Source organism: Nonomuraea sp. NPDC049129 (assembly GCF_040648495.1).
Lineage (GTDB): Bacteria > Actinomycetota > Actinomycetes > Streptosporangiales > Streptosporangiaceae > Nonomuraea.
This window is the reverse complement of sequence record NZ_JBEZDU010000006.1, coordinates 501,451-524,433: the sequence shown is the minus strand read 5'-3', so window position 1 is coordinate 524,433 and position 22,983 is coordinate 501,451. Positions and strand designations below refer to the sequence as shown.

At 69.3% G+C, this 22,983-nt stretch carries 20 protein-coding genes; 11 read left to right on the top strand and 9 right to left on the bottom strand.

All coding sequences use genetic code 11. The features are described from left to right. Positions 1–112: 112 nt before the first annotated feature. Together dapE and AB0B64_RS21985 are read right to left on the bottom strand one after the other, a co-directional pair. Positions 113–1,168: a succinyl-diaminopimelate desuccinylase gene (dapE, locus tag AB0B64_RS21990; RefSeq protein ID WP_357944234.1), complete on the bottom strand. Its 1,056-nt coding sequence runs from the start codon at positions 1,166–1,168 to the stop codon at positions 113–115. Next, the gene (locus tag AB0B64_RS21985; RefSeq protein WP_358179325.1) at positions 1,168–2,001 is read right to left on the bottom strand and encodes a 2,3,4,5-tetrahydropyridine-2,6-dicarboxylate N-succinyltransferase; all 834 of its coding nucleotides are present in this window, start codon (positions 1,999–2,001) and stop codon (positions 1,168–1,170) included. Before AB0B64_RS21985 ends, dapE begins: the two co-directional genes overlap by 1 nt. Before the next feature lie 37 nt (positions 2,002–2,038). Here AB0B64_RS21985 and AB0B64_RS21980 point away from each other — a divergent pair, with 37 nt between their 5' ends. After that, on the top strand, positions 2,039–2,860 hold the full coding sequence (locus AB0B64_RS21980) for a hypothetical protein (protein ID WP_357944230.1): 822 nt from the start codon (positions 2,039–2,041) through the stop codon (positions 2,858–2,860). 10 nt (positions 2,861–2,870) lie between these two features. Here AB0B64_RS21980 and AB0B64_RS21975 read toward each other — a convergent pair whose 3' ends face one another. From AB0B64_RS21975 to fdxA, 3 genes are all read right to left on the bottom strand, one after another. After that, a complete protein-coding gene (locus AB0B64_RS21975; protein ID WP_357944228.1) occupies positions 2,871–3,536 on the bottom strand; it encodes a DUF4178 domain-containing protein in 666 nt (221 codons plus the stop codon). Positions 3,537–3,614: 78 nt separating this feature from the next. After that, positions 3,615–4,685, bottom strand: a complete 1,071-nt coding sequence (gene dapC, locus AB0B64_RS21970) for a succinyldiaminopimelate transaminase (RefSeq protein ID WP_358179323.1) — start codon at positions 4,683–4,685, stop codon at positions 3,615–3,617. A gap of 103 nt (positions 4,686–4,788) precedes the next feature. Further along, positions 4,789–5,115, bottom strand: coding sequence for a ferredoxin (fdxA, locus tag AB0B64_RS21965; RefSeq protein WP_357944222.1), 327 nt, complete (start codon positions 5,113–5,115; stop codon positions 4,789–4,791). Between the two features lie 103 nt (positions 5,116–5,218). On the opposite strand from fdxA, the gene AB0B64_RS21960 reads away from it, so the two are divergent. The 9 genes from AB0B64_RS21960 (at position 5,219) to AB0B64_RS21920 (ending at position 19,025) form a co-directional block, all read left to right on the top strand. Continuing rightward, positions 5,219–5,449 carry a hypothetical protein gene (locus AB0B64_RS21960; RefSeq protein WP_357944220.1) on the top strand — a complete coding sequence of 77 codons (231 nt, stop codon included), beginning with the start codon at positions 5,219–5,221 and terminating at the stop codon, positions 5,447–5,449. Between the two features lie 17 nt (positions 5,450–5,466). After that, on the top strand, positions 5,467–6,528 hold the full coding sequence (locus tag AB0B64_RS21955) for an ABC transporter substrate-binding protein (protein WP_358179321.1): 1,062 nt from the start codon (positions 5,467–5,469) through the stop codon (positions 6,526–6,528). A 101-nt stretch (positions 6,529–6,629) separates the two neighbouring features. After that, positions 6,630–7,406, top strand: a complete 777-nt coding sequence (locus tag AB0B64_RS21950) for a class I SAM-dependent methyltransferase (protein ID WP_357944215.1) — start codon at positions 6,630–6,632, stop codon at positions 7,404–7,406. 153 nt (positions 7,407–7,559) lie between these two features. Next, a complete protein-coding gene (locus tag AB0B64_RS21945) occupies positions 7,560–9,575 on the top strand; it encodes a hypothetical protein (RefSeq protein ID WP_358179319.1) in 2,016 nt (671 codons plus the stop codon). A 3-nt stretch (positions 9,576–9,578) separates the two neighbouring features. Further along, the gene (locus AB0B64_RS21940) at positions 9,579–11,399 is read left to right on the top strand and encodes a UvrD-helicase domain-containing protein (RefSeq protein WP_357944209.1); all 1,821 of its coding nucleotides are present in this window, start codon (positions 9,579–9,581) and stop codon (positions 11,397–11,399) included. Between the two features lie 48 nt (positions 11,400–11,447). Next, entirely contained in the window at positions 11,448–13,295 is a 1,848-nt protein-coding gene (locus AB0B64_RS21935; RefSeq protein WP_357944207.1) for a sigma factor-like helix-turn-helix DNA-binding protein, read from the top strand. A 33-nt stretch (positions 13,296–13,328) separates the two neighbouring features. Further along, positions 13,329–14,687 carry a cysteine--tRNA ligase gene (gene cysS, locus AB0B64_RS21930; protein ID WP_358179317.1) on the top strand — a complete coding sequence of 453 codons (1,359 nt, stop codon included), beginning with the start codon at positions 13,329–13,331 and terminating at the stop codon, positions 14,685–14,687. A 284-nt stretch (positions 14,688–14,971) separates the two neighbouring features. After that, a complete protein-coding gene (locus tag AB0B64_RS21925; RefSeq protein ID WP_358179315.1) occupies positions 14,972–17,686 on the top strand; it encodes a penicillin acylase family protein in 2,715 nt (904 codons plus the stop codon). 292 nt (positions 17,687–17,978) lie between these two features. After that, a complete protein-coding gene (locus tag AB0B64_RS21920) occupies positions 17,979–19,025 on the top strand; it encodes a hypothetical protein (protein WP_358179313.1) in 1,047 nt (348 codons plus the stop codon). Positions 19,026–19,057: 32 nt separating this feature from the next. On the opposite strand, the gene AB0B64_RS21915 is transcribed toward AB0B64_RS21920, so the two are convergent. Together AB0B64_RS21915 and AB0B64_RS21910 are read right to left on the bottom strand one after the other, a co-directional pair. Further along, a complete protein-coding gene (locus AB0B64_RS21915) occupies positions 19,058–19,996 on the bottom strand; it encodes an MBL fold metallo-hydrolase (protein ID WP_357944196.1) in 939 nt (312 codons plus the stop codon). 127 nt (positions 19,997–20,123) lie between these two features. After that, positions 20,124–20,555: a hypothetical protein gene (locus AB0B64_RS21910; protein WP_357944194.1), complete on the bottom strand. Its 432-nt coding sequence runs from the start codon at positions 20,553–20,555 to the stop codon at positions 20,124–20,126. Between the two features lie 75 nt (positions 20,556–20,630). Between AB0B64_RS21910 and AB0B64_RS21905 the strand changes: the two genes are divergently transcribed. Further along, positions 20,631–21,638, top strand: coding sequence for a hypothetical protein (locus tag AB0B64_RS21905; RefSeq protein ID WP_357944191.1), 1,008 nt, complete (start codon positions 20,631–20,633; stop codon positions 21,636–21,638). Positions 21,639–22,022: 384 nt separating this feature from the next. Here AB0B64_RS21905 and AB0B64_RS21900 read toward each other — a convergent pair whose 3' ends face one another. Both AB0B64_RS21900 and AB0B64_RS21895 read right to left on the bottom strand, forming a co-directional pair. Continuing rightward, positions 22,023–22,523: a flavin reductase family protein gene (locus AB0B64_RS21900; protein ID WP_358179311.1), complete on the bottom strand. Its 501-nt coding sequence runs from the start codon at positions 22,521–22,523 to the stop codon at positions 22,023–22,025. Between the two features lie 18 nt (positions 22,524–22,541). Next, entirely contained in the window at positions 22,542–22,976 is a 435-nt protein-coding gene (locus AB0B64_RS21895) for a DUF6113 family protein (RefSeq protein ID WP_358179309.1), read from the bottom strand. Positions 22,977–22,983: the final 7 nt, after the last annotated feature.

Genomic DNA, 22,983 nt, shown 5'->3' with positions numbered 1-22,983 from the left:
TCTTGTAAGAAGCAGGAACCAGATTTCGACCTGCCTGCGTCTAACTGCCGAGGGTGCTGCTCGGGACTGAAAGTGGCTTTCCCCGCCAAATGGCCGGCGAGGAAAGCCACTTTCACTTTGTCAGCCAGTTCAGCAGAGCCCGCTCGCTCTCCACGATCTTCGGAAGCGACACGTACTCCCCCTGCTGATGCGCCAGGTTCGGGTCACCGGGACCGTAGTTCACCGCCGGCACCCCCAGTGTGGAGAAGCGCGCGACATCCGTCCAGCCCAGCTTGGCCCGCGGCGTGCCGCCGACCGCGGCGGTGAAGGCCGCCGCCACCGGGTGGGTGAGGCCGGGCCGCGCCGCCGGGGCGCCGTCGGTGAAGCGGACCTCGAACCCGTCGAACACCTCGCGTACGTGCTCCTGCGCCTGCTCGATCGACAGGTCGGGCGCGAACCGGTAGTTGACCGTGACCACGCACTCGTCCGGGATCACGTTGCCCGCCACGCCGCCGCGCACGCCGACCGCGTTGAGACCCTCGTGGTAGGCGAGCCCGTCGACCACGGGCTGCCGGGCCTCATAGGCGTTGAGCCGGGCCAGCACCGGCTCGATGCCGTGAATGGCGTTGACCCCGAGCCACGACCTGGCGCTGTGCGCGCGCTTGCCGGCCATGGTGATCTCGGCCCGCAGGGTGCCCTGGCAGCCGCCCTCGATCACCCCGTCGGTGGGCTCCATGAGCACCGCGAAGTCGGCCGCCAGCCAGTCGGGGTGCTCGCGCGCCACCCTCGTCAGCCCGTTGCGCTCGGCCTCGATCTCCTCGCAGTCGTAGAAGACATAGGTGACGTCACGGTTGGGCGCGGGCACGGTGGCCGCCAGCTTGAGCGCGACCGCCACCCCCGCCTTCATGTCCGAGGTGCCGCAGCCGAAGAGCAGGTCGCCCTCGACGCGGCTGGGCAGATTACCGGCGACCGGCACCGTGTCGAGGTGCCCGGCGATCAGCACCCGCTCGGCGCGGCCCAGCTCCGTGCGCGCGACGAGCGTCTCACCCGATCTGTCGACCTTGAGGTACGGCAACGCCGCCAGCGCCCGCTCGACCGCGTCGGTCAGCGTCTTCTCGTCGCCGCTCACCGACTCGATGTCCACGATGGCCGCGGTCAGCGTCCGTACGTCCTGCGTCAGGTCCAGCATCAGGTGTTCACTCCGTGTTCGCGCAGCGCCTCGTTGAGCGCTGCCTTGTCGTGGCGCTGCCCCGGCTCCAGGCGCTTGATCACCAGCACGCAGGGCAACCCGAACGTGCCGCCGGGGAACTCCTTCTGGCGGGTGCCGCCGACGGCGACGCACCAGTCGGGTACGCGGCCGCGGGCCAGCTCCTCGCCGGTCTGCACATCGATCACCGGGATGGAGGCCGACAGGATCGTGCCCGCCCCGATGACGGCGCCGCGTCCCACCCGGGCGCCTTCGACCAGCATCGCACGGCTGCCGATGAGCGCGTCATCCTCCACGATCACCGGCACGGCGTTGGGCGGCTCCAGCACACCGCCGATCCCCACACCGCCGGACAAATGAACGTTTTTCCCGATTTGGGCACAGGAGCCGACCGTGGCCCAGGTGTCGACCATCGTGCCTTCGCCGACGTACGCGCCGATGTTCGTGAACGACGGCATCAGCACCACGCCGGGTGCCAGATAGGAGCCCCAGCGCGCGATCGCTCCCGGAACCACCCGCACCCCGTCGAGCGTGGTCTTGAGCGGATGCCGGTCGTGGTGCTGGAAGTCGCCCACCTGCGACCTGGCCAGGCCGAGCACCTGGAAACTGAGCAGGATCGCCCGCTTGGCCCGCTCGTCCACGACCACCTCGCCGTCGGACAGCCGGGCGGCCCGCGCCTGTCCCCTGTCCAGCAGGTCGATCGCGCTCACCACCACCTTGCGCGCGTCGAGGTCGCGGGGGGACAGCTCCTCGCGACGCGCCCACAGCTCGTCCACCGCGGATACGATCGGTGACACACCGCTCACGTGCCTCATGGCCACGGAGCTTATCTGGCCGGGTAGGTTTTTCAGCGTGCGCCTGCGCTTCTCCCGCGGAGTCATCACCATCGCGGTCATCGTTCTACTGCTCGCGGTGGGGATCTCCGTCGGCCTCTATCACCTGCTCAAAAAGACGGAGCCGCTGGCCATTCCGGAAGCCCACTGCAGCGTCAAGACCCCCGTGGGCGACCGGGATCTCGACATCGAGCAGGCCCAGATATCGGCCACCATCGCGGCCGTCGCGGAGCGCCGCAAGCTGCCCGAACGAGCGGTGGTGATCGCCTACGCAACCGCGCTGCAGGAGTCGAAGCTCTTCAACCTCGACTACGGCGACCGCGACTCCGTCGGCGTGTTCCAGCAGCGCCAATCGCAGGGGTGGGGCAAGCGCAAGCAGCTCCTCGACCCCGTCTACGCGACCAACCGGTTCTTCGCCGCGCTGGTCAAGGTCAAGAACTACCGGAAGATCCCGCTGGAGGACGCCGCCCAGGCCGTGCAGCGCTCGGCGGGCGGCTACGCCTACGCCCAGCACGAGGAGGACGCCAGGATCCTCGCGGCGGCGTTCACCGGGCGTGTTCCGAAGGCGGTGCACTGCTGGTACCCACCGCCCAAGACGGGCACGCCCGCCCCTCAGGCCAAGACCGCCGAGGCGCGGCGCCAGCTCGCCCGGGCGCTCGGCGACCCGTCCATCTCGACACGCAAGCGCGGCTGGCTGATCGCCGCCTGGTCGGTGGCCCACGCGCAGAAGTACGGACTCAAGCACGTCGGCTTCAACGGCGCCACCTGGACCAACGACATGAACCTGGAGGGCTGGCAGTCGGGCGGCAAGGCGACCGACAGCAAGGTGGACATCTCCTAGGCGATCCGCCCTAGGAAGTGGCGCGGCTGACGATGCTGATCGAGCCGGGCGGCAGCGGCCTGGCGTAACTGGCCGTCCATCGGCCGCCCTGGATCCGCTCGAAGGAGAGCAGCCGCCCGTCGGAGGCGCGGTAGTCGGCGAAGTCGAGCAGGCCCCGCTCGGCGTTGCCGGTGTTGCCCTCCGACCTGAACGCGGCCGTGCCCCGCTCGATCGGATGGAACTCGACGCCCTCCATGATCAGCATGCTCTTGGCGGGCACCATGCCCTCGGTGGGCACCTCGGTCCAGATGAGCACTTCCAGGTGCGACGGCTCGCCCTCGGCCTGCCGCACCTGCACCGACAGCCACTGCATGCGGCGGGAGCTGTCACGCAGCCGGTATTCGACCCACTGCATGCCCTGCCACGAGATGTACATGGCGCCGAGGACCCGCGCGGGCGATCCGTGCACCTCTATCCGGTCACCGACCTTGATGGTGCGGGGATCGACATAGTCGGATCCGGTGTACCCGGACATGCTCACCGGTGCCGGCAGTGGGGCCTCGGTGGCCGCTATCTCGACCGGCTGTGCGGTCGCGCGACCCTTCCTGTCCTGGCGCATGGTGGCCAGGAAGGCACCCAGCAGCAGGAGGACGGTGGCGATGCTCAGCCCGAGTACGACCACGAAGGTCATGCTCATCGATCAGCTCGCTCCACTCGCGGTCTGCCTCAGCAAACGCCGTTATCAACTTATGTGTGCCCTGCTTCGCGGGGGATCCTACTGGAGGCGGCGCACCGCCGCACTGATGCGTTCATCAGTGGCGGTCATGGCGATGCGGATATGCCGCCCACCTGCCGATCCGTAGAATTCCCCCGGAGCAACCAAAATACCGATTTCGGAGAGCTTACTGACCTGTTCCCAGGAACTGGTCCCGTCCGTCGCCCAGAAATACAGCCCGGCGGTCGAGTGCTCGATGCTCCAGCCCGCCTTCTCCAGCACCGGCCGCAGCTGGAGGCGCCGCCTGGCGTAGCGCTCGCGCTGCTCCTCCGCGTGCGCGTCGTCGCCCAGCGCGGCCGTCATGGCGGCCTGTACGGGGGCCGGCATGAGCATCCCCGCGTGCTTGCGGATCTCCAGGAGCCGCTTGACCAGAGCCGGGTCGCCGGTCACGAACCCGGCGCGGTAACCGGCCAGGTTGGAGCGCTTGGACAGCGAGTGGACCGCGAGCAGCCCCTCGTGGGAGCCCTCACAGACGTCGGGATGCAGGATGGAGACGGGTCGCTCCTCCCAGCCCAGCTCGATGTAGCACTCGTCGGAGGCGACGACCACGCCGCGCTCGCGCGCCCAGGCCACCACCTTGCGCAGGTGCTCGACGGGCAGCACCCGGCCCGTGGGATTGCCGGGCGAGTTGACCCAGACGAGGTCCACGTGCTGGGGCCCCAGCGCGAGCAGGCCGTCGGAGGCCGTCGCCTCCGCTCCGGCCAGCCGGGCGCCCACGTCATAGGTGGGATAGGCCAGCTCGGGGAAGACGACCCGCCGGGCGCCCAGGTAACTGGGCAACCAGGCGACGAACTCCTTCGAGCCGATCAGCGGCAGCACGTCGCTCGGCTCGACGGTGACCTCGTGCCTGCGGCGCAGCCAGCCGGCGGCGGCCTCCCGCAGCGCCTTCGTCCCGTGGGTGAGCGGGTAGCCGGGGCTGTTGGCGGCCTCGACGAGCGCGCTCTGGACGAGCGGCGGCACCGGGTCGACGGGCGTGCCGACCGACAGGTCGACGATGCCGTCGGGGTGGGCCAGCGCACGCGCCTTGTACGGCTCCAGCCGGTCCCAAGGGAAGTCGGGCAGGTTGTTCACGGTTCTCCAGGTTTCAGGCGTGCACGTCTCCACCTCTCAGGCGTGCGCGCCGTACGCCCGGCAGCGGGGCCCGCCGTTCGGGCGCCCCGCTGCGGGGTGCGGGCTAGTGCTCTTCAGCCTGCGGCGGCAGCGCGGCGATGACCGGGTGGTCCTTGTCGATCTTGCCGACCTTGGAGGCGCCACCGGGCGAACCCAGGTCCTCGAAGAAGTCGACGTTCGCCTTGTAGTACTCCTTCCACTGCTCGGGAAGGTCGTCTTCGTAGAAAATGGCCTCGACGGGGCACACTGGCTCGCAAGCGCCGCAGTCCACGCACTCGTCGGGGTGGATGTAAAGCATGCGCTCGCCCTCGTAAATGCAATCAACGGGGCACTCCTCGATGCACGCCTTGTCCAGGACGTCCACGCAAGGCTGCGCGATGACGTAGGTCACCTCGAGCTCCTTCTCTCCGCACCATGGCATGACTCTGACGGCGGTCTGCTAGCCCTAGTATTGCCGTGCTTGCCAACTGGCCGAAACGGAGGGTGGCAAACTCGTGGCCGCTCGCCTCGTGATCGCGATCACAACCGCTGACGTCGGCGCCCGGATCACCACCCGCAGACGGGTTCCGGAAGGCTTCCGTGACGCCGTCGGAATTCTCGAATCCTGGGACGGCGGCGTCCTGCGTGTCCGCAAGAGGGACGGCACTCTGGTGGAGATCTCCGAAGAGGTGCTGGTGGCGGCCAAGGTCGTTCCGGCCGCGCCTCCTCGACCTGAACGGAAGTAACGGCGAGTATTCCTCGTGTGACCGTACGTATCTGCGCCGCCGTAACCGTCCTCATCGCAAGCGCCGGATGCGGCGCGTCGTCGCCCCCGGCCGAGAAGCCGCTGCCGCCGGTGAACGTCAAGGCCGCCTCCATGAAGCAGGGTTTCACGACCCTCGACAACCTCGCCGCGACCGCCAAGCGGGAAGGCTCGCTCACCGTGATCGGGCTTCCCCGGGACTGGGTGAACTATGGCGCGATCATCGACGCCTTTACCGACAAGTACGGCATCAAGGTCAACGAGCTCGAGCCCGGCGCCAGCAGCCGGCGCGAGATCGACGCCGCCGCCCAGCTCAAACCCGACGTGTTCGACCTCACCCTCGACGTCGCGGTGGCCGATGCCGCCAAGCTCGCCCCGTACAAGGTGCAGGGCTGGCAGGACCTGCCCGACCACATCAAGGACCCCGCGGGCGCCTGGTACGGCGTCTACGGCGCCTACATGTCGCTCGGCTATGACCCGCGCAAGGTCCCCGCCCCCGCCTCCTTCGCCGATCTGGCCGCCAAGCCGGGCTACCTGGTCGCGCTCGACGGCGACCCGCTGCACTCCGCGGCGGCCTTCGACGGCGTGATGGCCGCCTCGCTGGTGTCGGGCGTGCCACAGCCGCAGCGCGGTGTCGAGCTGTTCGCGAAGCTCAAGCAGGCGGGCCGGCTCACCGATCCGGCCAAGGCCAACGTGATCGTGGACTGGGACCATCTCAACGCCGCCCGCAGCGCCCGCGACGCGGAGGCGTGGAAGGTGACGATCCCGCGTGACGCGCCGCTCGGCGACTACCACGTACAGGCGATCAGCAAGGACGCGCCACATCCCGCCGCGGCCCGTCTCTGGCAGGAGTTCCTCTTCTCCGACGAGGGCCAGAACCTCCTGCAGAAGGGCTGGGCCCGCCCCGCCCGCGGCGAGGCGATGCTGATGCGCGGCACGCTCGACGCCGAGCAGGCAGCCAAAATGCCCGTCGCCCCCGGGCCGCCGGTGCTCCTCACGATTCCGCAGACAGATGCCGGAAAGTCCTACCTCAAGAAGCGATGGACGCAAAGTGTGCGATGAGACCATTGTGACTTGATATGTCGCGGAGACAATCAACCTCTAAAGTGAACAGACAGCACGGCCACAGGGGGCCCTTGTCTGACGAATGAGAGCTGATCGTCTTGCGATACGACACACCGAGCTTGGAGCGGTGGAGCAGTCGCGCCTACGACGGCAGTTTCGGCTACGTCTCGACGCAGGGCGCGCCCCTGGTAGACCTGCTCGATCCGCGGCCGGGAGAGCGCGTGCTCGACCTCGGCTGCGGCACCGGGGTGCTGACCGCCCAGATCGCGTCGCGGGGTGCCGACGTCCTGGGGATCGACGGCTCCCCCGCCATGATCGAGAAGGCCCTGGCCCTTTATCCGGGTGTCGACTTCATCGTCGGCGACGGGCACGACTTCAGCGTGGCGCTGGCCTACGACGCCGTCTTCTCCAACGCCGCGCTGCACTGGATGAGCCGCGACCCCGTCTCCGTCATCGCCAACGTGCACGAGGCGCTCTCGCCCGGCGGCCGGTTCGTGGCCGAGATGGGCGGCGCGGGCAACTGCGCGGAGCTCACCGCCGCCATGCACACCGCCTGGCGGGAGTACGGTCTGCGCGAGCCCGACCTGCCCTGGTACTTCCCCACGCCGGCCGAGTACGCCCGCCGGCTGGAGCAGGAGGGCTTCGTGGTCCGGCTGCTGGAGTACTTCGACCGGCCGACGCCGCTCGAGGAGTGCCCGCAGGGGGCCGCCGACTGGGTACGCATGTTCGCGTCCTCGGTCATCGAGGGGCTGCCGAAGGACATCGTCGAGCCGCTGCTCCAGCGGGTCAACGAGCTCGCCGCACCCGCTCTGCGCAGGGAGACGGGCTGGATGGCCGACTACGTCCGTCTACGCTTCGCCGCCGTCCGGCGCTGATACGTAGTGGATGATGCGTAGGGGAGTTTTGCCGGACTATGGTCTGTTCGTGGGCGGCGGAAAGAGTGGCGGAGAGAGTAAGGCTGCACCGCTGACGAAGTTGAGGAGCCTTGCGACGACACGGCGGCGTGAGGGGCTGGTGAACGGAACGGGATGAATTTCTGCCTGAGCGACCTCGTACCACCGTTGAGGTGGAGCGACGCGTCCACGATCACGCTGCTCACCGGGCAGCCGGAGCTTCCGGACGCCTGGTGGCGCAGCCTGCCCATGCCGCTCGTGCTCGCGGCCATCGGCCCCGAGCCGCTGGCCGAGCTGCTCACGGAGATCGCGCTTGAGCACTGGCCGGCCGCCGCCGTGGGCGACGTGCTGCCGGCGCTGCACGTCCTGGATCCGGACGAGGCCGATGAGCCGCAGGTGGCGATCGCGCTGGACCGCGCCGGGTCGTGGTCGGGGTTGCTCGCGCTGACCGGCAGGGAGCTGGTGGACCAGCCGTTCATCCAGGCGCGTCCGGTGCTCAACACGCTGTTCTCCGCGGCCCTGGTACACCTCGCACCCCAGCTCCAGCGCCCGTCGGCGCCGGTATCCGCCCCAGCCTCAGCCCCGGCCCCGGTTGCCCTCGCGCCCGAGGCTGTGCCGGTCGCGCTGCCTGTGGAGGCGCCGCCGAGCGCCGAGCCGGTCGTCGAGGAGGCTCGCGTCGCCGAGCAGGCCCCGGTCGCTGAGCAGGCACCGATCGCCGAGCAGGCACCGGAGCACGAGGAAGCGCCGGACGCCGAAGAGGCGGTGGCCGCTCACAAGGCCGAGGACGCCGTAGAGGCCGAGGAGCCGGTGCTCGACGCCGACGACGAGCCGGTCGTCGACGAGGCCGCCGAGCCGGAGTCCGAGCCCCAGCCCGTCCTGGACGCCGCCGACGAGCCCGCGCCGGAGCCCGCCGCCGAGGAGGCCGCCGCGCTCGAAGCCGAGGGCGCGCAGCCGGAACCGCAGGACGCCGAAGCCGCACCTGAGCCTGAGCCCGCTCCCGAAGAGGCGAAACCCAAGTACGACACACCGGACTTCGAGGCGGCCGAATCAGAGGAGCCGGAGCCGGCGGAGCCCGCGGGACATGAGCTGCCCGAGCTGATCGAGGCCGCGTTCGCCGGTCTGGACGACAAGAGCTGGGCCGTCGCCCAGAACCGGGTCTTCACCGACCAGCCGTCCGCCGTGGACCAGCTCGCCAAGCTGTTCGCCGTGCCGCCCGCCGACATCTCCGCCACCGAGACCGAGTTGCGGGCCCGCCTCGGCCAGTGGCTGGCCAGCGAGGAGGCGGCCCCGTACCGGGCGCATCTGGACGAGCTGCGCCGGACGATCGGCCCGGCCGCCCCCAGGGACCAGCTGATCGGCGCGGCCGACTGGCACGCCCGGGAGATCCGCGCGCTGGAGGTCCCCGCCTGGCAGTTCGTGCTGGCCACGCTGCCGTCGGAGGCGCCCGCCAGGCCCTCTGAGCCGCCGGCTCCTTCGAAGCCGCAGATCATTGAGGTCCCCCCGGCATCCGCGTTCGCCCAGGTGCCCCCGATACCGTCGCCGCCGCCGGGGACGCCGCAGTTCCAGGCGTTCGCTCCGGCCGAGGTCGTGGTGGGCGAGGGCAACGGGGCATCGAACGAGCCGGCCAAGCCGTACCAGCCGCTGAAGGACGTCTCGCAGACCAGGCGGTGCTTCCGCCAGCCGGACGGCCGGTGGTGGCTGCGGATCGACGTGACGGCCGAGCAGCTCGGCGGCGGTGAGTGCGCGCTGCCCACGGGGTTCGCCACGTACCTCGGACTGTCGCCGGGAGAGAGCAGGACCGTGCGGAGCGCGGCCGGCGAGCTGACCATGGTCTGGCACGGCAGGCCGGTGCTCGAATCGGTCGAGCGGCTGCTCGCGGACGTCGGCGCGAAGGAGGGCGGGCACCTGTTCCTCACGCTGTCGGACGAGGGCGTGTTGCGGGCCAGGCACCTGCCGGTGGCCGCGCAGGGGGCCGAGAAGATCACCAAGGCGCTGCGCCTGGTCGGTTACACCGCCCCCGGCGGGACCCGCGACCAGGCCGCCAGAGTGATCGCTACCAGGATCGGGATGACCGGACCTGTCGGACTGCCCGACCTGCTCACCAGGCTCCGCGAACGCGGGGACCGCGACCTGCTGCAACTCTTGGACTGAGCCGTGCCGCGGCTGGCGATCGCCCCGGACTTCCCCCGGGACCTCAGCGCACTGGCACAGCCGGTGCGCAGGGACGCCGTGGTCGCACTCCGCCGCCTGCTGCTGAACGTCTCGGGCGCCCCGCACCCCGAGCGGGTCAGGGGCGCCAGGGACCCGCGGATCGCGACGCTCCGCCTCACTTCGGGCCACCGGGGCGTGGTGGTGCGCCAGCGGGACGTGTACTGGCTGCGTACCGTGCTCCCGGACCCCGAGGCTTGGTCGTACGCGCAGCGCTACCGCTACGGGATCAACCCGGTGATCGGCGTCGTCGAGGAGTGGGACGCCGAGGCGCTCGAACGAGTCGAGCCCGCGTTACGGCGATCAGCGAGTGCTTCGGGGTTGTTCGCCCCGATCTGCGATGGTGATCTGCTCGCGCTGGGCATCGACGTACGCGCGCTGCCGCTGGTGCGGCTCATCAGCAACGAGGCCGACGTGGAGGCGCTCGAACCGCTGCTCCCCCCGACTCAGCACGTGCCGCTCGCGGTGCTGGCCCGGGGCGGCACGCTCGCCGAAGCCTGGCGGGAGCTGGACACCTGCCGCGCCACGGACGCGGATGCCGACCGCATCGATGTAAACGACTTCCATGCGGCGCTGCGCCGCAGTCCGGACCGGGCGGTGTTCGCCGCGGACAAGGTGGAGCTGGAACGGATCCTCGACGCGCCGGAATGGTGCGCCTTCCCGCGTCCGGAACAGCACCGGCTGGCCCGCGCCGCGCGCTACGAGCACCCGGTGCTGGTGATCGGCGGGGCGGGCACCGGCAAGACGATCATCGCGCTGCATCGGGCGGCCCATCTGGCCGCGCACGGGAGCGGGCCGGTGCTGCTGGTGACGTACTCGCAGGGACTGGGCGAGGATCTGTCAGACCGGCTCGACCGGCTGATCGACGACGGGGTGACGCGCAAGCGGGTCGACGTGGACAACGCCGAGCGGCTGGCGATGCGCATCGTGGCCAGCGCGGAGGGCCGGCGCCCGGCGCTGATCGGCCCCGGCGCGCGTACGCTGGCCGAGCTGACCGACGAGGCGCTCCGGCTGCTGTCGAGGGCCACCGGCGACCTGCTCGACGACATCGAGCCGGGCCGCAAGCCGTACCGGCACGTCGTGGTGGACGAGGCGCAGGACATCAGCCCGTCGCAGTGGCGGTTGCTGCGGGCGGTGGCGCCGCGGGCGCACGACGACCTGTTCATCGTCGGCGACCCGCACCAGCGGATCACCGACACGCGCGTGACGCTCGGCTCGGTGGGCATCCCGGCTCTGCAGCACACGCTCAAGGTGTCCTACCGGCTGCCGCAGGAGCTGCTGTCGTTCGCGGTCCGGCTGCGCGGCGGCAGTCCCGCCGACGGGCTGGTCAAGGGCATGTCCCCGCTGTACGGGTTCCGCGCGCTGCGCAACGGCGAGCGGCCGGTGCTCAGGGCCTACGACTCGCCGGAAGCGGAGCTGGCCGGGCTGGTGGCCACGGTCGTCTCCTGGCTGGACGACGGTGTCCCGGCCGATGAGATCGCCGTCGGCGCGCGCACCTCGAAGCTGGTCCGTGAGGCGCGTAAGGCGCTCGGGCGGGCGGACGTGCGGGTGGCGGCGTTCCAGAATCTGAAGGGGCTGGAGTTCGAGCGGGTCGCGCTCATCGGCGTGGCGGAGGGCGTGGTGCCCGAACCGCCGCCCGACGAACCGGGGGCCCGGGCGAGAGCACTGCAACGGGAACGGAGCATGCTGTATGTAGCCTGCACGCGGGCTCGATCCATGCTCTATATCTCCCATTCAGGAAGAGGTAGCCCTTTTCTGTCGCTCTGATCACATAGTCTGAACTGCGGATATCTTCCCATTGCCGGTTGGACCTCAATGAACCTCAGCCTGAGCGACCTCGCGCCACCGCTGCGCTGGACTTCTCCTGTGCAGATAGCGCCGATCGTGGAGGAGCCCCAGCTTCCCGAGGCGTGGTGGCAGACGATCCCCCTCGACCGCGCGTGCGCCGTCATCACTACGCAGACCGTGGCGGGCCATCTCGCCGATCTCGCCGTGGCCTGCTGGGGGCACCTGCTGATCGGCGACATCCTGCCGCTGCTGCGTTTCTCCGACCCTGCCGAGGCCGAGCGTACGCCGGAGATGCTGGGCAAGGACGTCGTGCAGAAGCTGTTCAGCGGGGTGTTCGAGCGGTTGCTCGAACCTCCGTCCGAGCCGGTCGCCGCGGCCGTGGCGCGGCCGGACAAGCCGCTGCCCGAATTGATCGACGGCCTGTTCGCGGCGCTGGACGAGCGGCAGCGGGCGATCGCCCGCGACCGCCTGTACGCCTCGCAGCGGGCCACGCTCGACGAGCTGGCGCAGCGCTTCTCGGTCACGCGGGAGCGGATCCGGCAGATCGAACGCGACCTGCGCGACCATGTCGAAGCCTGGCTGGGCGGCCCGGAGGCGGTCTCGCTCGTCGCACACGTCACCTGGCTGCGCGGCCGGCTCGGCTCGGCCGTACCCGCCGACGACCTGGCCGCGGCCGTGCCGTGGCACCGCGGCGAGCTGCGCACGCTGGGCATCCCCGCCTGGCGGTTCGTCCGCACGCTGCTGACCGGGTACGAGCAGGCCGACGACTGGCTGATCGCGGGCGGCGCGGACGAGCTGAGGGAGAAGACGCGCCAGCTGTTCACCGACGGGCCGCGGCCGATAGGCGAGGCCGTGACCATGGTCACACAGCTCGGCATCCGCGAGGACGTGGCCGAGCGGTGGATCCTGGCCGTGCCGCAGCTGCGCGTACTGGACCAGCACGTGGTGCCGTGGCCGCGCAGCATCAACGAGAAGACGGAGGCGGTCCTGGCGGTGGCCGGGCGGCCGATGACGCCGGAGGAGATCCAGGAGCGCATCGGCGAGGACTACAGCCTGGTCGGCATCCGCAACCAGCTCACCGCCGACGAGCGGTTCCGCCGCGTGGACCGGAACAAGTACGGGCTGACCAGATGGGGCGGCGACGAATACCTGGGGATCAGGGAGATGATCGCCAGGGAGATCGAGCGCGCCGGCGGTGAGGCGTCGGTCAGCACGATCGTCTCGAACCTCACCTCCCGCTACGACGTCAGCGAGAGCTCGGTGCGCGCCTACTCGGGCGGCCCCGGGTTCGAGCGGACGCAGCGGGGCTGGATCCGGGTGGCGGGCACCTCGCCGACCGGTGAGGCCGAGCCGTACCAGCCGCGCAGGGACGTGTCGGAGACCCGGCGCAGCTTCCGCAGCCGCGACGGCCGCTGGTGGCATCGCGTCGACGTCAACGCCGAGCACCTGCGCGGATCGGGGTCGCCGCTGCCGACGGGGTTCGCGGCGTACCTGGGGATGGCTCCCGGCGGGCAGCTCACGGCCGCGACACCCTCCGGGGACGTGGTGATCAGCTGGCACAACCAGCCGACCATGGGGTCGATCAGGAACGTGCTGGCGGACTTCAAGGCCGGGGAGGGCGACCACGTCTTCCTCACCGTGTCCGACGGGGGCGAGCTGCTGACCCGCTACCTGCCCGCGGCGGCTCCGGGGATGCCGCCGTTGAACCGGGCGCTCTATCTGATCGGCTACACCGCTCCGGTCACCTCGGAGTTGGAGGGGCTGCGGCTGATCGGGGCGCGCATCGGGTTGCCGGACACGGCGACGCGTGACGAGGTGCTGGCGCGGCTGCGGGAGCGGGGAGACCGGGACATCGTCGGCTTTTTGGGTGGCTGACGTTCCTTGGCGGCCGGGGGCTAGGCTCGGGGGATGTTGCGGATCTACGACACGCGCGCCAGGCAGGTCGAGGAGATCGCCCCCGCCCGCGCGATGCGCATGTACTCCTGCGGGCCGACGGTCTATCGCCACGCGCATGTCGGCAACCTGCGCTCCCAGCTGCTGTCCGACCTGATCCGGCGGGTCCTGGAGCGGCAGCGGGTACGCATGGTGGTCTGCCAGAACATCACCGACGTGGGCCACCTGGCCGACGACTCGGAGGCCGGCGAGGACAAGGTGCTCATGCGGGCGCGGGCCGAGGGCCGCTCGCCGCGTGACCTGGCCCGCTACTACGAGGACGCCTTCAAGCGGGACACCGCCGCCCTGAACATGCGGCCGCCGGAGCACATGCCCCGCGCGAGCGAGACGATCGACCTGATGATCGAGCTGATCACCAAGCTGATCGAGCGGGGACACGCGTACGCGCTGCCGGACGGAGCGGTGTATTTCGACGCCACGTCCTTCCCCACTTACGGCGAAATTTCCGGCAACCGCCTCGACTCCCTCCGCCCCGACGCCACCGACCCCCGCAAGCGCTTCCACGCCGACTGGGCCCTCTGGAAGCCCTCCGACGGCGAACTGTCCTGGGCGGCCCCCTGGGGCCGCGGCTTCCCCGGCTGGCACATCGAGTGCTCGGCCATGTCGCTGCACTTCCTCGGCGAGCGCATCGACCTCCACACCGCCGGCATCGACCTGCGCTTCCCCCACCACGAGGACGAGCGGGCCCAGTCGAACGCGGCGGCCGGCCACGAGGTGGTGCGTCATTGGGTGCATGGGGAGCACCTGCTGTTCGACGGGCGGAAGATGGCCAAGTCCACCGGGAACGTGGTGCTGCTGTCGGACGTGACCGAGGCGGGCCTCGATCCGCTGGCCGTACGCCTGGCGTTCCTGGAACACCGCTACCGGCAGCAGCTCAACCTCACCTGGGACACCCTGCACGCGGCCGACAGGACCGTACGGCGGTGGCGGACACGGGTGGCCGAGTGGTCGGAGTCGCCCAGCGCGCCGATGGCGGCCGACTACGTGCGGCGGGCGGAGTCGGCCTTCGATGACGACCTCGACACGCCGACCGCGCTACGTGCGCTTCGGGAGCTGGAGCGGGACGAGTCGGTGGCGCCGGGGGCGAAGCTGGAGTCGTTCCTGCATCTGGACCAGGTGCTGGGGCTGGACCTGGCCGTCGAGATCGGGCGGTCCCGACGGCCGGCGTTGCCGCCGGGGGCGGCGGAACTGCTGGCCGAACGGGCGCGGGCTCGGGAGGCGGGGGATTGGGCGGCGTCGGACCGGCTGCGCGAGTCCCTTGTGAGCATGGGTGTCCGGGTTTCTGATACGCCCTCCGGACAGGTGTGGGACTGACGTGCTCCTCGCCTGCTGCTTACGCAGCAGCCAGGATGCTTGACGCTGCACCGAGCCGCCTACCTCGCCACGCCCGCGCCCACACCATCCCGCCTGAAGACGGGAGCATCGGCCCGTGTCTCGATAGTTCGATGTTGGCGCAGTCGGTCTTTCGTTGCCCCTGGCAGGCCGTCTCCATGTGCTGGAACCCCGTAGGCGCCGGTGTTTCAGGAGGGGCTCGTGGGGCGGGAGTAGTGATCGTGGGCTGTCAGACTTGAGGGGCTGCGCGAGAGATGGAGGTCTTCGTGAGGTTGCGGCCCTACGCCTGGATGCCCTGGCCGTTCCGGTGGGTGGCGCGGGCATTGACCGTGGTCCTCGTCCTCGCGCTGGTGCTCGCCGGGGTGCTCGTGTACACGGTGCGACGGTCGTTCCCTCAGGTGGACGGAGCCGTGCGGCTACCCGGTTTAACCGGGAATGTGGAGATTTATCGCGATAAAGCGGGAATTCCACAGATCTACGCGGACACGGCCGAGGATCTGTTCATGGCTCAGGGGTTCGTCCACGCGCAGGACCGGTTCTGGGAGATGGACTTCCGGCGGCACGTGACCTCAGGGCGGCTGTCGGAGCTGTTCGGCAAGGCGACGCTCGACAACGACAAGGCCATCCGGACCATGGGCTGGCGCAAGGTGGCCGAGCAGGAGCTGCCCGAGCTGGGCGAAAGCACCCGCCGCTACCTCGACGCGTACGCCAAGGGCGTCAACACCTGGCTCCAGGCCAACCCCAACGCCTCCGACCGGAGCCTCGAATACTCGGTGCTCAAGGTGCAGAACGGGTCCTACAAGCCCGAGCCGTGGACCGCGCTCGACTCCGTCGCCTGGCTCAAGGCCATGGCCTGGGACCTGCGTTCCAACATGGAAGACGAGATCGACCGCGCTCTGGCGCTTACGAAGCTGCCTCGGGCCCGGGTTGAGCAGCTTTACCCGGATTACCCGTACGACAGCCATATGCCGATCGTCACCCAGGGCACGATCGCCAACGACCGCTTCGACCAGCGCGACCGTCTGCCCGCACGCGACACCTCCATGCGCGGCACCACAACGGACGGCACCACTCCACGCGGCACCACAACGGACGGCACCACCCCACGCGGCACCACAACGGACGGCACCACCCCACGCGGCACCACTCCACGCGGCACTACTCCGCATGGCACCACGACACGCAAGACCACGCCACGCGGCACCACGCCGCAGGAGGCCACGACACCAGGCCAGGGCGCGGCCAGGGCGCTCGCCCAGGCCGCGAAGGCGCTCGACGCGGTGCCCGGCACGATGAGCGCCGCGGACCGCGAGGGCATCGGGTCGAATTCGTGGGTGGTCTCCGGCGAGCACACGGCCAGCGGCAAGCCCTTGCTGGCGAACGATCCGCACCTGTCGGCGCAGATGCCGTCCGTCTGGTACCAGGTCGGGCTGCACTGCCGGAAGATCACGGAATCCTGCGCGTACGACGTGACCGGGTTCAGCTTCTCCGGCGTTCCCGGCGTGATCATCGGCCACAACGGCAAGATCGCCTGGGGCTTCACCAATCTGGGCCCCGACGTGGCCGACCTGTTCCTGGAGCGGGTGAAGGGCGACATGTACCTGTACAAGGGCGAGTCGGTGAAGCTGGAGACCCGGCGGGAAGAGATCAAGGTGGCCGGTGGCGCCACGGTCACACTGAACGTCAGGAGCACCCGGCACGGCCCACTGATCAACGAGGTGATGGGCGACGTCAAACCGAGCGACGGTGCGAACGCCGTGGCCCTCCAGTGGACCGCCCTGACGCCCGGCACCACGGTCGACGCGATCTTCGCACTGAACTCGGCCACCGACTGGCAGGAGTTCCGCGCCGCGGCCGCGCTCTTCGACGTGCCGGCCCAGAACCTGGTGTACGCCGACACCGAGGGCCACATCGGCTACCAGGCGCCCGGCCGGATCCCCGTACGCCAGAAGGGCGACGGCACGTGGCCGGTGCCCGGCTGGACCGGCGAGTACGACTGGCGCACCGCCCCCATCCCCTACGACCAGCTGCCCTCCATGGAGGACCCCTCCGACGGCTACATCGTGACGGCCAACAACGCCGTCATCGACCCCAGGCAGTACCGGCCGCTGCTGACCAAGGACTGGGCGTACGGCTATCGCTCCCAGCGCATCATCGACCGGCTCAACCAGGAGATCGCGAAGGGCAAGGTCGACGCCACGACCATGTCCAAGATCCAGCAGGACACCCAGAACGGCCTGGCCAAGACCCTGGTCCCCGCCCTGATGCGGGTGCCTCTGGCGGGTCCGGCCGTACAGGCCAGGCAGTCGCTGAAGGACTGGGACGGCTCACAGGGCGTCGACTCGGCTCCCGCGGCGTACTTCAACGCGGTCTGGCGGCAGTTGCTCAAGCTGACGTTCGACGACGACCTGCCCGCCGGTGCCAGGCCGAGCGGCGGCGACCGCTGGTACGAGGTGATCAAGCGACTGCTCGAAACCCCCGACGACCCGTACTGGGACGACACCACGACCAAGGGCCGTACCGAGACCCGCGACGACATCGTTCAGCAGGCACTGGCCTCGGCCTACCAGGAGGTGTCCGACCGGCTCGGCACGGACGTCACGGCCTGGCGCTGGGGCGACCTGCACCAGCTGACGCTCACCAACGGCTCACTCGGCACATCGGGCATAGCGCCCATCGAGGCACTCTTCAACCGGGGCCCGTTCGAGGTACCGGGCAGCAAGGACGCCCCGAACGCCACCGGCTGGAACGCGCAGCGCGACTACGCGGTGACTTCGGTGCCGTCGATGCGGATGATCATCGACCTGGGCGATCTGGACAAGTCTGAATGGATCAACCTGACGGGGGCTTCGGGGCACGCGTTCCACGACAACTACTGGGACCAGGCACCGCTGTGGGCGAAGGGACAATTGCTCCCGATGTACTCGAGACCGGCAACCGTCAAGAAGGCCGCCGTCCACACCTTGCGCCTCACTCCTTGACCAGGCGGCCCGCCCCTTGACCAGGCGGCCCGCTTCCTGACCTGGCGGCTCACTCTCTGACCTTTGCGGCCCACTCCTGGCCCGGCAGGGCGCTCCCTGACCTGCCGAGGCGCTGGCGCTCCCCGACCCTGCCGAGGCGTCCTTGCCCATTGCCCCTTGCTCCCTGTCCTGGTGGGGCGCTCCTCAACCCCTGTGCCTCATCCCCTGACCTGGCAGCTACGACCACAGCCGTATGTGGAATCAAGACCCTGGGCTGACGCCCGCGCCCCTCCTCCACGTCACCATGGCGAACATGACTCGCCTCTGGTACGTGATCGGACTGCTCCTGATCGTCTCCGGGCTCGTCCACCTGGGCGTGCTCGTACTCGACGGTGGCCCGTGGGACGGCCCCGTGTCGTGGCGCAAACCGTTCACGTTCGGGGTCTCGTTCGGGTTGAGCGTGCTTTCGCTCACCTGGGTGTCACAGTTCATCCGACTACGCAGGCGCAACGTCTTCCTGGGCGTCTTCGCGGCGGCTTCGGTCGTGGAAGTCGCCCTCATCAGCGTGCAGGCGTGGCGCGGCGTGCCCTCGCACTTCAACATGTCCACCGACGTGGACTCGCTCATCGCCAGAACACTGGCCGCCGGCGGCTTCACCCTGATCGCCATAGCGATCTTCATGACGGTCAGCGCCTTCCGCCCATCACATCCGAATACCGGCAAGTCGCCCAGCACGGACCTCGGCGGCACCCCCAGCACGGGTCTCATTGGGCCCAGCACAGGTCTCAGTGGGTCGCCCACCACGGATCACACCGGACCCAGCACAGGTATCGGCGGGTCCCCCAGCACGAATCTCACCACATCCAACACGGTTCCCAGTGGGTCACCCATCGCGCGTTTGGCCGGATCGCCCAGCATGCGTCTGGCCGTCCAGGCCGGGTTCGGCACGTTCCTGGCGGCAATGGCCTTCGGGGGCATCATGATCGCCCGCGGAGTGTTCGAGGCCTTGACCGGCTCTCAGCAGCTCGCCTACACAGTGGCCGGCTCGCTCAAACCCGCCCACGCCATCCTCATGCACGGTGTGCTGCTCCTGCCCGCCCTGGCCTGGCTCCTCTCCCGCACCCACCCGTCCGAGCAAACCCGCCTGCGTGTCGTACGACTGGCGATCTGGACGTACATCACCGTCTCCGCGATCATCTCGGCCCTGGCCCTCTTCGGCATCACCATCGTCAGCCCGTCAACCGCCTCGGTGCTCTGCGCGGGCGCGATCTCAGGCCTGGCCATCGGCGCCCTGACTCTGGGCACGCTCCTCCGCCCCCAGACGCACAGCCCAAACGCATCGGGAGACGAAGGAACGTGACTCCCCGCCCGCCAGCGCACAGCCCACACACATCAGGAGATGAAGGAACGTGACTCCCCGATCGCCAGATCCCACAGGCCCTCTCGTGGCAAGCTCTGGGCGCGCCAGGCGGACCGTGCGGCCTCGACCGGCGCCAGCAATGGCTCCCCCGACAGCACGAACGTGCCCCAGTGCATGGTGGCCATCCGCCGCGCCCCGACGTCCAGACAGCCTTGCACGGCCTCCTCGGGGTTGACGTGCGCGGCCTTCATGAACGAGTGCGGCTCATACGCCCCCACAGGCATGAGCGCCAGATCCAGCCCACCGAACCTGTCCCCGATCTGCGCCAGCCGGTCTCCATAGCCGGTGTCGCCCGCGAAGTAGACCGAGCCGTCGATCACCCACCCACCCCAAAGCGTCTTGCATGTGTCCCAGACGGTCCGCCGGCTCCAGTGGTGGGCGGGTACGAAGTCGAACGTGACGCCGTCGATCGACGTGGACTCCCACCAATCCAGCTCTGTTACCCGGGTGAAGCCGCGCCGGTCGAACCAGGGCTTCAGCCGGGCTGGCACGAGGATCGGTGTGTCCCTCGGCAGCTTGCGCATGGTGGGCGCGTCCAGGTGGTCGTAGTGGTTGTGGCTGATCACCACGGCGTCGATCCTCGGCAGGTCGCTCCAGGCGACACCCGGAGGCGTCAGCCGCTGCCGTACTCCGGGAATCCTGCGCGACCACACCGGATCGGTCAGGATCGTTAACCCTCTGATCTGCAGGACGAATGTGGAGTGACCCACCCAGGTCACCATGGTCTCGCCGGTGGCGGCCCGAGGAAGACCGCCGTTGCGCAGCACCGGGATCTGGTCGGCGTCACCGATGTCCGGACGGAACGCGCCGTGCCAGGTGACGCTCAGCAACTCACGAAACTCAGGGAGGGGGGCGGTGAGGCGGTCCTTGAAGCTGTCCGGCCAGTGCGGGACTTCGATCGTCTGCGTCATACGCGTCGCTCTGCCCTACGTAGCGGATCAGTCACCCAGACCAATCGTGACCTGCGCCCCTTCCCCATCAGAGGGGTACACGGATCACCCCAATAGCCCCCGCCCCGCCCCACCAGAGGCGGGCGGCTCACCCCAACCGATCCCGGCCCCCGCCCCTTCTCCACCAGAGGGGTGCGCGTGGGTAGCCGCCGTCGTCGAGTCCGGCCAGCCGTTCGAAGACGTTGTACGAGGCCTGGTGCCCGCAGACCACTACGGACACGAGCATGGCCACCAAGTAGAGCGGGAGCATCGGCAGGCCGACGCACCAGGCCCACTGGGTGGCGTGCCGGCCCTCGTGCCGGATGAGCTGGTCTTCGAGCGAGTCGCGCCTGGTCAGGACGACATTTCCGACGGTGAAGGCCCCGGCGATGGGGAAGCGGTAGCGGTAGCCGAACGCGAGGACGAGGCCGTTGGGCCCACTCTGCCTCGTGGCACCGCCTACGACGGAGATCAGCAGACCGAGCGGGGTGGAGAGGTTGACGTAGTTCACCGCCCGCCGGAACCGATAGCGCCTGTTCATGCGTTTCAGCCTTGACCAATCTTGACAAGACGGAATAATGATCCGCGTCCTGAAATCTCCCCCAAGAGCAGGATTATGAGATTCACCATCGTGGGCGCGCTGGTCGGCACCATGGCCTTGGCCGGGGTCGGCGGAGTCGCGATCACCCAGACGTCAGCGTCCGATCCCCTCAATTCCACTGGCCCTCCTCTCCGCGCAGAGGTGGCGTTACCCGCCGCCGCCCCGACGACGACCCCCACCCCTAAAGTCGGGAAGTACACCGCGAAGACGAAGGTCGTCAAGAAGAAAGGCGTCTCGTATCTGGATGTCTCCGTCAAGTACGACGGAGCGGCCAGGTTCAGCGTGAAACAGAAGGTCTGCAAGGCCAAGTCGTGCAAGACGACGGCCACCGACCTCCCCGTGACCACCGGTGCCGGCCAGACGAGCAAGAAGATCGGCAAGGGTAGCTACAAGGTCAAGGGCAAACCCGGCATCAAGGTCAAGGTCCTGCCCTGGCCCACTCGCACCGTGACAGCCACCCCAACGGCGACGGCCACGGCGACGATCACCGGCACCCCTGGCACCAGCGATTCGGCAACCAATACGGCGACCGCGACAGTGACCGAAACTGCCACGGCGACCACCACGGTCACCCAGCAGGCCACGGTCACGGTAACTGAAGCCGCCCCAGCGGCCACCGTCACCGCCACGGTCACCTTCACCTGCCAACCCAACACCGCAGAACCGTTGGCCCCCACCGAAACCCCAACAAACCCAGAAACCCCAACAAACTCTGCAATCCCGACTACCTCGGCGACACCAGCACCCACCCCGACCCCGACCCCGACCCCGTCGGTCACGGCGTCGAACACGGTTTCCGAGACAACGCCCGAAACAGCGCCCGAGACGGCGTCGAACACAGCGTCCGTGACGGCCACCGAGACGGCGACATCGACCGAGTCCGCTGCAGACCCGGTCCCCACGTGCCCGCCAGCGGCGAAAACGCCGTCGGCGACCCCCACGGCGGAAACACCGGTGCCCACGGACACGGCGGCCGAAGCACCGGCGCCAACGGACACAACCCCAGCTCCCGAGGCCCAATAATCCCGACCCGCCGACCCGGCTCCCCCTCCGGCGCCGGGTCGGCGGTCACCGTGGCAACTAGGCACACGAGCACATGGCCACACACGCGACCGGATACACACGCGCGCACACAGACACACACGCGGGGCACACGGGCGCAGGCACAGTCACGCGCGCAGGACGCACGGGCACGAGCACGGGCGCACGAGCACGGGCGCACGGGGCTACAGGACCCATATTCCGCCCGTAGAGCCGACAGAGCCCATCACATAGGGGGCACCGGCCCACGCATGACCACGGCCGGGGTCAAGAACGCGCACGTCACGGCGCTCAGCCACCTCCACCGGAGGAGCATGCCCCCGGACAATCCCCAGTCATGCACCCGGGGCGGCCGCAAAAGACTGCTCATAACGTCTTATAGCGGCCCTGGTGGTAAAGCAGCGGACGGTCGTCAGCGCGGGCACCGAGCGCGGTAACCCCACCCACCACGATCGAGTGGTCGCCGCCCTCATGGACGGAGGTCGTCCGGGCCTCCAGCGTCGCCACGGCGTCGGTGAAGAGCGCCACGCCAGACTCGCCCCGATGGTGCGCCCAGCGTTCCAGTTGCCCGTCGAGCTCCCGCCCCCGATGTGCGAAGAACCGCGACGCGTCCTCCATGGAGGCCGGCAGCACCGACACCCCCCACACACCCGCCTCCACCACGGCGTCGTGGAACCGGGCCACCTTCTCCGCGCAGAACAGTACGAGCAGCGGGTCCAGTGACACGGACGTGAACGAGTTCACGGTCATCGCGTGATCGATCCCGTCGAGCCTGGTCGTGACGATCGCGACTCCAGTGGCGAATCGGCCGACCACCTTGCGGTAGATGTCCCGATCGACGTGCTGCTCTGTGGAACCATGGTGCACGATCGCTACTTTATGCCTCTAAGTCGGGTTCCTTGGCTGCTGGCCATGCAACAACCAGGAACCGCCGCCCGACGAGGGCGCCAGCCAGAAGGCCACGACCACCGCCGCCATGCCCCCGTACAAGTAGACGAACCCGGAGGGGCTACCGGAGATCACCAGGTCGCCTTGCGAGAGCCTGAGCGAGAACGGCATGGACACCAGCAGCCACCCGAGCGCCGTCACCGACACCCCGAGGCGCGAACCCATGAGCTTGCCCGCCCCGAAACAGACGCCGAAGAGCGCGAGCAGCCAGCCGATCGCCGAACCCGGGATCATCCCGACGAACGGGACAGGTCCGACGTGCCAAATCGCCTGCGTGAACCCGCCCACGATGCCCATGACCAGCCCCAACACGAACAGCATGCCGTAGGCGGCTCCACCCAACGCCGACTCGGCCTGGCTGCGTTGCTCCATGAAGAAC